A 9,332-nucleotide genomic window follows, 5' to 3' on the forward strand; every position below is an offset into this window, starting at 1 on the left:
CATTAGTTTTATTATACTATGAAAAATACACCGAAAATAACCTAGAAAATCTAATTAAATGCTATATGCCACAAATACTGAAGATGGTACTTCAGTTTTTGGTGCGAACAAGCTTGAAATTTTATGGGATCTTCACGTTCGCACTAAAAGATAAGTGGATCATCCATGTTTATCGATTCGTTTGTCCCAATATGTTCTACCCTATTTCTATAATTGTTTCCCAATTGATAAAATCTAAGGCTATCCTTTTCTTCATCGATAATATCTGCGAGTTCTATTTTTAGAGAAGCAAATTGAGAAGCATCTACAACACATTCAAACACGGAATTTTGAACTCTCTGTCCATAGTTTTGGCATGCTTTTGAAACTTTTCGAAGTCTTTTCGTACCACCGCCACTAACTGTATTCACGTCATAAGTGATTAACACAAGCATTGGCGTATGCACCTACTTCCATAAGAATGGAGGATACTCATCTAAATCTTTCCTCAAATAACGAGCAAGTAATAATGCTTGAGCGTGAGGAACTAAGCCCCATGAAATTTTTTCACCGAGAAATGGATGTGTTATTTTTTCTTGTTTCTTATTTTGCCAAGCGGATAGAAATTTCTTCCTGGCCTCATCAGTCATAATGACTGCTCCATTTTCTTTCTTTAAAAAATCATCTTTATTGACGATTTTTCGGTTAATCAACGATAGGACAAATTTGTCTGCATAAACACCCCGAAGTTCTTCCATTACATCTAAAGCCAACGACGCTCTTCCCGGTCGGTCTCGGTGTAAGAATCCAACATAAGCATCCAAACCAACAGCTTCCAAAGCAGATGTTACATCATTGGCAAGCAGCGTATAAGAAAGAGATAACATTGCATTGACATAATCCAGCGGAGGCCTTCGTGATCGAGAATAAAAATAAAAATCTTCTTTTTGTTGCAGGATCATTTGGTCAAATATTTTATTGTAGTTAACGGCTGCCTGACCTTCCCAGCCTCTTAGACTATCTAGATCTTCGCAAACCCTTGTCTCATCAATAATTGTAGAAAGTTGTTGAGAAATTTCTTTAAACATACTGACATCCACGCGTAATGGATAATCCCTTGTCATTCTTTCAATAATCCATTTATTGTTATAGATCTTTCCTGCAATAAAATTTCTCGCAATTTTCGATGCTGTAATTTCATCTTCGGAAATTTGATATTGCGTTTTCCTAAGTACGACATTCCCCTTACTTTCACCAATTACTCTTGCCAGAAAACGTCCATTCATGGTTAAAAAAACTAATGAAATGTTTCGGTCAGCACAATATCCCATTAGCGCAGGACTCGCTCCAGTATATCCAAAACTAATAACAGATTCCAAATTATGAAGGGGCAATCTTCCTAATTTTTCCTGTTCTTTTAGTAGAACAACATTGTCGCCATCCAATGATAAATAAACGTTAGGCTGAGTCACAAATAATGTATTCAGAAGCTTTTTCATTCCTTGATTTTCCCTTCAATGTAACGTTTAACAGAACGTCTATTCATTAACTTAGGCATGCACACATCCTGGAGGGAGCAACTATTACAAAACGTTCCAGTTTTCACTTGAGGGGTATGTCTCCTTTTATAATATTGGTGCATTTCTGCAGTGATAGCTTTTACATTATTTCTGCTTTCAGAAGTTATAGGTACGTCTACTCTGCGTCTTATTTCATTATAGTATAGATAGGCTTGATGAATCTCACAAAGCAACATTTCTTCGAGGCACATGGCCTGGGCCGTTAATTGCAATACATCTGCGGCGTCCTGTTTCGGCTTTCCTCTTTTATATTCAACAGGGTAAGCTTTATACTTACCCTGTCCCCCATTGATTTCCACTCCGTCAGTGTCCTCAACAAATTCAACTACGTCACAAACACCATTGATTTTTAGTTCTTCTGATTTAACAGGCATCGCGCGTACTATAAGTTTGTTACCTCTTTTTTCTCGAATAAACGGTTCATTTGCTTTTTGATGTAGATGCTGCCCTTCTATGGTTTTAACATTTTCTTCCCATTGCTGCTCTATATGGATGAGTGCCCACTGACGTTTACAGAATTGAAAATGCTGAATGCCAGACAACATGAGATAGTTTTCTTCACTATTGCCCATCGATAACCTCAACGGCAAGATTGTCTAGTTCATGCAATTCTACCGAATAATCTTCAAAGCATTTGGGATCTTCAGCTTTTGGTTTAATGTCCAATGACTGATGAACTTTAGCGGAAGAATACTGTCCAAGTTTTGATTGATGTTCCCACCAGTACACGTTATGCACTTCAATACTTCCTTCAGGCCGAGCAGAAGAGCTATCATTTTCAAATAAAGTGACCAAAGCTTGCTTGATTTTTTCAGCATCTTCGTTTGTAAAACCTGTCTTTTCTGCTAATTGTGTGTTAATACTTCCTTTGAAGACGTAGAGTCCATAATCCACGCGGTGTTTCATCCCCATCGTATCAGAACTTCTGGAATCGCTGGTCACTGAGTTCACACTCTTCGTAATTTGTACGCTCGCGATATCAATCGGATCTACACTTGTCGCTGTATGAATGGCGACCGGACCACGAACTCCTACTGAAATTTCGGTACCTTTGAATGCAAAAACTTGTCCAAAACTTCGTACATCTAGCCACTCCTGGCAAGCGATGTCATGAAAGTCACCTGCGTCCTTGTTTTTCGGCTTGAGAATCTTCTCTAGTTCAGGGTTTGAATCAGCACGCTCTTTCAAGCTTTTATATCCATCTGTCTTCCGGTCATCCGATTGAACAAAAATGGACTCTCCAGCATCTTGGAGCCGATTCCTTATTTTCCTCTTTATAGCTACGTCTGAGATTTCCCCATGCCCATCATAGTTCTGTCTTGGTCGATTGCCGTTTAACGGGTCTCCGTTCGGATTAGCCTTTGTTACGGATAATACGACTGCGAAATCAATTTTGTGGTCGAGTGTTGACATATTACTCTTCCTCACTTTCCTTTGATTGATTATTACTCTTTTTTTGATAGAGTTCATGCCTTTGACTATAAAATCCTAGTAAATATTTCCCAGATAAAGGTTTATCATTAAAATCTTCTATATCGATTCTTGATGCCACCTCATCAATCATACTGGAAAGGTAACCGGCTTTTGTTCCCAAACGTGCTTGGTATGGTTGCAGGCTTTCTTGAATGGTTTTCCATGTTCTGGCCGGGTGTTTTGAGAACGAATTCATATAACGAATAGCGTTACTCGAACGTGTTTCTTCAGATCCTAACGCTCTACGCTCCAAGACATCGGCAATGGCCAGTAACCTACCAAATAAGTAGTCACGGTTGTTGGTTTCATGATTCAATGCCACACTATATCCCTCCTGTCTATTAATGATCGCACAGGCAATACTCAGCGTTTTTTCCCATTCCCATCTTTCCATTGAAACAGGATTAGACGCTCGATGAAACAAGCTTCTCGAAATGTCTTGAGGGATTTTTCTTTCATCTACAATACATGGAATCATTCGTTCCATGAGTCCTTTAATTAGTTTGTCGTTTGCTCTTGAACCATAGGCTGCAACAGCAATATCCCTCGTGGAAGGAGCACCATAAAACTCGATGAATTCATTCTCTGTATTCTTACGATAACGATGCAACCAAAGACATGTAGAATGCCAATTTTTCAGTCGATCTAAATACAATTCTTTATTCATATTTCTGTAATAGAGAACAGCTAATCGACCTGTTGTCGCAGAATCCAAAATTAATATATTGACATTAGAGCGATTTGATAGATCGCTTTTATACCCGTCGAACGCTTTCGCTACTTCTTTGGCAAAAACCTCTTGTGTATTTGCTATCTTTTTAGCATTTTGAACAGCTTCGGGATGTATATCAAACGTATCAATTTCAGGTTCTGGTACTGTTACCGTATCATTTCCCCAAACAAGAAATACTCGTTGGTCGATGATTTTCCCCTGTCGATGAATTAGCCACTTAAGTGCATTATGAGCTTTTTGGGAGACATCATAACTAATGGTTGCAGCTTCATCTCCACTCCGAAATCGACCCCTATAAGTAAATCCACTACTATCATTTGCAGAAATCAACTTCGCCTTATCTCCTGGGTGTCGGATCTTATTCGTGTGACTCTCCGTGGTTGGTTCCATTTTCCCAGTAACAAAACAAATGTCTTCTTCCTGTAACAATGTCCGATAAAAATCAACAAATGAATCGTACATTGTTTGGTCATTCCAAGCCTTATCGAGCCTTCGTTCCGTAGAATAAACATTGAAACGCACAAAAGCACTGTCCACCGATCCGCCTATCACAGAAAAAATCTGCGGTTTATCGCCATATTCTTCCTTGTGCTTTTTTTCCCACTTATGAATCAAATAACCATAGGAATCAGTAACGAGGACATTTTCTTTAATAAGATCCTGGATCAATTGTTTTTTTTGGAGATACGTATAGATAGTTTTAACTTTTTCATGGCTATAAGGTGATGCTACCCAATCGCCTAGTTGTTCAATATACGCTTCGAATTGTTTTTTCTTTTTTTCTTCTCCGCCATAAATCATGTAATCTCCCGCGACATAGCTTAATTTATCATGCAGTGGATAAGGTGCTATTTTTGATCCTGCCCTGCTCGACGAAGATTCAGTTGAAGGAATTAGCGTACTCCCGTCTTTTTTGTCAACGGCATTTGCCGAATGAAAATCCCCCTCTTCCGTAATATTCACTTCGATGTGAGCCGTTTGAGTTGTATGGGAGATCGGCAGCAATGTATATTCTTGATCATTTCGCTTCTTTGCTACTTTTCCAACTTCTTGAAGATTGTTCTCATAGGTTTGGTACAATTCCAATAACCAACTCATCGTTTCACCCCCTCTCTAAATTTGTCAGGAGAGCATCTGCAGATTCCACGTTCGTTTCATTAAAAGCCTTTGGTTCCATGCCCGCAATCGTTCGAACCTGTGAACATTCTTCAGGTCGGGGGAATGTAATAAGACCTTTTTTCATGACAGGATTCCAAAGGCGGACTTCCATTTGATCCCTGCCTGTTTCATCCGGATAATTGACCCCATGAACCATAGGACCTAGATGTAGTTCACCTTCATAATCATCATAAAAACTTTCACCTTCACCAAACGTGCGCGGTTCTACATATCCCTGGCATTCCCTAGTTCCAAGGAAAATATCACGTCTACCCCCTGCTTTTAACGAGCGGTGCATAATGCTGTAGTGCTTCCCTTCGTTACGGTCAAAAGCCATATCCGGACGATTCATGTTGAACTCAAAGTGAGCCCTCACTTGATAATGTACATCTTTTAAGTACGTATAATTTGCAAGTGTATTTCCCCCACCATACTCAATCGGACGAATTCCTTTCGATTCCATTTGAATCGGTTTCATTACGCGAAGCTCATCAACGATCATAATTATCGTCGGTTTCCAATAAATACTCTCGGTGATTCCTTTCAATGCTTGATATGTTGGCACTTGGTAGGATAGTTTTTCTCCGCCTAATTTGGTCAGTGGATCGGTAAACAAAGCATAATCTCCAAACACCTCGAATTCTATGGCATTTCTCACTCTAAACACCTCCTTATGAATTTTCTCCTAAATAAGCATGTAGTCCTTCAGCATTGAAGTAGATCTTTACCCCCTTTTATTTTTTGAAATATTATACATTTATAATACAACAACGGTTTAATTAAAGTCAAATGAAATATTGAATGAACTTATCTATAAATATGCTTTCTGATATACTGATATTAATTCGCTACCTTTAGCGTGGATTGAAATATTCATTATTTTATTTGGAACCTATCTTTAATATAAAGATAGGTTTTAAACATGATAAAATCCCCCGCCGCTTTCCACTTCCAAGTCTAAACCATACTCATCATTGTATGCATTTTCATTTAACGCCAATATTTTATCATCGAATAATGACACGATTGCATTATTTCGGTTTAATGCATCTATTTCATGCGTATAGAGATTTACTGTATAATGTTGAGCTTTCCGCATTAACTTGTTGAGATCATCAATCCTTATGCTGCCATTTAGTTCAGCAATTATATCTTCCCCTGCTTGATAAGGAACGATCACAGAAGTGGTTTTATTATCGATCACCTGAAAATTCTCCGCTGCCGTTCTATAGCTATTAGCTAGAAATAAAGGGAGAGACCCCTGATATTTCTGTTTATATGCCTCTACATAAACATACTCACGTTTTGAAGCCGTTAAAAGCGTAATCATATTTTGTTCTAATTTTGGGATAAAGTAGTCTAAGTCAACTTCAAACGTGGAATAAAACTCTTCAAAGTATCTTTCCATAGCCTTATGTGAAAGGATGCTTCCTCCATGGCTATCAGTTTGTCGTCGGAGATCTTTTAATATGTTTCTAGTGATCTTCTTTCCTTCAGAAATTTCTTTTAAATGCTTGAGATTTTCTTCCTCGTGGTCAATGACATATACATGTTGTAAGTCAGCTTCACCATGGCGGTTACAACGCCCAGCCGCTTGGGCAATTGAATCCAATCCCGCCATTGAACGAATAACACTATCAAAACTTATATCCACACCCGCTTCAATAAGTTGGGTGCTTAAACAGATGACACTTTCTCCTTCTTTCAATTGGTATTTAATTTCTTTCAAAATATTGTTCCGATGAGCAGCGCACATCGATGTGCTCAGGTGATAAATGTGTGTTTTGTCATTTAAGCTTTGATCAAGAGATTCATATAGTCTTTTGACCACTGTTTTTGTATTTAATACAACTAAGATACTTTTGGATTCTAAGGATTTTTCCTTGATAAATTCTGCTAATCCATCATTGTTCATAGTGGAATCTGTTGCTTCATCAATAATCTCTACTCGCTTAAATGCATCGTTAACTTCATCCAGATTATCGATGATCTCAGCATCTGTATCAATTTCCAATTTTCTTTCCACAAAATTTAATGTAGGTTGTGTTGCCGTGCAAAGCAACATACTTGATTTGCCATGTAGTTTTAGAAAATTCAGCGCCTCGTTAAATAGCGACACACATTTCGTCGGTACTTTTTGAACTTCATCGAAAATGATGACTGATTCGGTTAAATTATGAAGACGACGAATATTTCGAGTGCCTTTCGCATAAAAAACATTCAAAAACTGTACCATGGTTGTGAAAATAATCGGAACATCCCAGTTATCTTTGGCCAACTTTAATTTTTGTTGTGTGTTTATTCTTCCATCTTGTGATTCATCGTCGTCACTTTCGTCTTCGATCACATTGGAATGATGTTCTAAAATCCTTTCATTATCGGCTAAAATCCCCCTTACATCTGCTGCATTTTGTTCTATGATTGTAGTAAACGGAACAACGTAAATAATTCTTTTTTTATCGTGCAAAAGCGAGTGATTGAGTGCATACCGAAGGCTGGCTAACGTTTTTCCTCCCCCGGTAGGTATCGATAAAGTATAAATCCCGGAAGGCTTGCTCGCAAAGTCTTGGCATTGGTCTGACATATCCGATCTTAAAATATTAATAGGCTGCTTGGCATTCTCAGACATTTTAAATGAATTTAGTTTGTTTGTTAGCTTCTCATTATACTCAGTGAAAAGTTTTTTGCTATCGATCTCGATTTCTTCTGTCTGATTTTCTTCATACTGCCTGGTGTTGGTCCGATCAGCATCAATAAGTGCACTGAATATGTATTTTGTTAAATACATGAGCACTTTTTCACTGTTTTCTTGTGGTTCTTTTGTTAAAAAGTTTCCAAGTTCTTCTGCTGCATTTTCAACATATTGATGGAATTTCTGCTCATTCATGATATTTTTGAAAAAATATTCAACAGAATTATTGAATTCCGGTAATTCTTTGTCCCGAACTCTATTCAGGTATTTTGATTCCAAATTCGGATCTATAAAATCATGAAGATATGAGTGATGAGAGATAATGGCATTCCCAACGACTTCAGCCAGTAATCCCTTGTTTCTTGTGATATTCGTTGTATGAAAGAAATCATATAACAATTTTCCACCTGCGGTAGCATGATCCACGCTCCCTCTTTTAGGTGGGTTGTCAGGGTTTTCTATTGCCGCAATGATATAATTTCTAAACTCCAGGCTGTATTTACCAAGGTCATGCAGCATCCCTGCTAATCCTGCTATATGTTTAACCCCTATTTTATCTCCAATTGCTTCTGGGCTAATAATTGAACGCCTATTAAATGTTCCTCTACTGTTTGAATCTGTTTATCACTTTCTCGAATATGAGCAATATAAACCATTGCTAACCCCCTCGTAAAATTTTCTAGGCCTATTTTATCATTTGCACTATATTTTTAAAATCATAACCCCCCTTTGTGCTTTGAATTACATGCTTAGTATACCACCCACCCCTGTCAAGTTCCGTCAGCGAATATAAGTTCTTTTAAATTTTTTCTTAAGGTGAAAATCTGGAAGGTGATCTCGTGGAAAGCGATGATGACGGCAATCCTTTTATTCAGAAAAGAATTGATCTGGACATCCCTGAACTTGCCCCCCTGAAGAAACCGATATGACAATGGAAGAAGACGAGGTGAGCACACAGGTTCCCAATGATATTCTTTTTGATTTTGATGAAAGCGAATTGAAATCTGATGCCGAGGAAACGATCGATGAGCTTATCGATGAATTTGATCAACTTCCCGACGACACGATCATTCACATCAATGGACATACCGATAATGTCGGTGATGAGGATTATAACATGGAGCTTTCCGAAGAAAGAGCGGAATCGGTGCTGGATTATATAGAAGAAAACAGCGATACGAGTGATTTACAGTTTGAAACATTCGGCTATGGTGAAACCGAACCGCTTGAAACCGAAGCAGATGATGAAGAAGCCGAACGCATGGAGAACCGCCGGGTGGAGATTGTGATTAACCCTGATGAGAACGAGGAGAATTAACAACACTTAAGACCGAGTGCAGTATTTTGCTGCACTCGGCTGTTTTCGGATTTAACGACGAAAGATAACTGCCATAAAACCCCTCTCCCTCTTTGTAATTAGATATTCTTCCATATGCTCTTGATTTCTCAGATTTTCATGCCATTAGGATCTACCAGCACCAGAGTGCGCTTCTCACTTGATGAATATATTTCAATTGAAGGAATGATATTCCATTAAGGAGTCCGTCCTCTCATCCAACCCCTAGGGGTTGGAAAAAATTAGGATAACTGTGCGCTTGCATTCGCCCACTTCATACATGGTCGCTTAACCTCCCATATATCCCTGGATGGTGATGATCCACACATTCCTTCGTCCGGCGTATCCATGTGGTGGGGGCGGCTATGCTTTCTTACTGGG

At 38.5% G+C, this 9,332-nt stretch carries 7 protein-coding genes and 1 pseudogene; 1 reads left to right on the top strand and 7 read right to left on the bottom strand.

All coding sequences use genetic code 11. The features are described from left to right. Nucleotides 1-143 precede the first annotated feature (143 nt). The 7 genes and pseudogenes from cas2 to cas3 all read right to left on the bottom strand — a co-directional run bounded on the left by cas2 (nt 144) and on the right by cas3 (nt 8,271). The gene (gene cas2, locus BLS58_RS16850; protein ID WP_090400272.1) at nt 144-434 is read right to left on the bottom strand and encodes a CRISPR-associated endonuclease Cas2; all 291 of its coding nucleotides are present in this window, start codon (nt 432-434) and stop codon (nt 144-146) included. A gap of 12 nt (nt 435-446) precedes the next feature. Then, the gene (gene cas1c, locus BLS58_RS16855) at nt 447-1,478 is read right to left on the bottom strand and encodes a type I-C CRISPR-associated endonuclease Cas1c (RefSeq protein ID WP_090400274.1); all 1,032 of its coding nucleotides are present in this window, start codon (nt 1,476-1,478) and stop codon (nt 447-449) included. Further along, complete coding sequence (cas4, locus tag BLS58_RS16860) at nt 1,475-2,131, bottom strand: CRISPR-associated protein Cas4 (RefSeq protein WP_090400276.1); 657 nt, start codon at nt 2,129-2,131, stop codon at nt 1,475-1,477. The genes cas1c and cas4 overlap by 4 nt, the downstream gene beginning before the upstream one ends. Further along, nucleotides 2,121-2,972 carry a type I-C CRISPR-associated protein Cas7/Csd2 gene (cas7c, locus tag BLS58_RS16865; protein WP_090400278.1) on the bottom strand — a complete coding sequence of 284 codons (852 nt, stop codon included), beginning with the start codon at nt 2,970-2,972 and terminating at the stop codon, nt 2,121-2,123. The genes cas4 and cas7c overlap by 11 nt, the downstream gene beginning before the upstream one ends. 1 nt (nt 2,973) lies before the next feature. Next, on the bottom strand, nt 2,974-4,863 hold the full coding sequence (gene cas8c / locus BLS58_RS16870; RefSeq protein WP_090400280.1) for a type I-C CRISPR-associated protein Cas8c/Csd1: 1,890 nt from the start codon (nt 4,861-4,863) through the stop codon (nt 2,974-2,976). A 4-nt stretch (nt 4,864-4,867) separates the two neighbouring features. Continuing rightward, complete coding sequence (gene cas5c, locus BLS58_RS16875; protein WP_090400283.1) at nt 4,868-5,581, bottom strand: type I-C CRISPR-associated protein Cas5c; 714 nt, start codon at nt 5,579-5,581, stop codon at nt 4,868-4,870. Between the two features lie 258 nt (nt 5,582-5,839). Next, nucleotides 5,840-8,271, bottom strand: a pseudogene (gene cas3, locus BLS58_RS16880) (CRISPR-associated helicase Cas3'). A gap of 269 nt (nt 8,272-8,540) precedes the next feature. Between cas3 and BLS58_RS16885 the strand changes: the two are divergent. Further along, on the top strand, nt 8,541-8,933 hold the full coding sequence (locus BLS58_RS16885) for an OmpA family protein (protein WP_090400285.1): 393 nt from the start codon (nt 8,541-8,543) through the stop codon (nt 8,931-8,933). The last annotated feature ends 399 nt before the right edge of the window (nt 8,934-9,332 follow it).

The sequence above is a fragment of the Natribacillus halophilus genome (genome assembly GCF_900100185.1).
GTDB classification, from domain to species: Bacteria; Bacillota; Bacilli; order Bacillales; family Marinococcaceae; genus Natribacillus; species Natribacillus halophilus.

Excerpts from the sequence above, each read along its gene's own strand:
- cas2 (WP_090400272.1), bottom strand. The coding sequence starts at position 434 with ATGCTTGTGTTAATCACTTATGACGTGAATACAGTTAGTGGCGGTGGT.
- cas1c (WP_090400274.1), bottom strand. The coding sequence starts at position 1,478 with ATGAAAAAGCTTCTGAATACATTATTTGTGACTCAGCCTAACGTTTAT.
- cas4 (WP_090400276.1), bottom strand. The coding sequence starts at position 2,131 with ATGGGCAATAGTGAAGAAAACTATCTCATGTTGTCTGGCATTCAGCAT.
- cas7c (WP_090400278.1), bottom strand. The coding sequence starts at position 2,972 with ATGTCAACACTCGACCACAAAATTGATTTCGCAGTCGTATTATCCGTA.
- cas8c (WP_090400280.1), bottom strand. The coding sequence starts at position 4,863 with ATGAGTTGGTTATTGGAATTGTACCAAACCTATGAGAACAATCTTCAA.
- BLS58_RS16885 (WP_090400285.1), top strand. The coding sequence starts at position 8,541 with ATGACAATGGAAGAAGACGAGGTGAGCACACAGGTTCCCAATGATATT.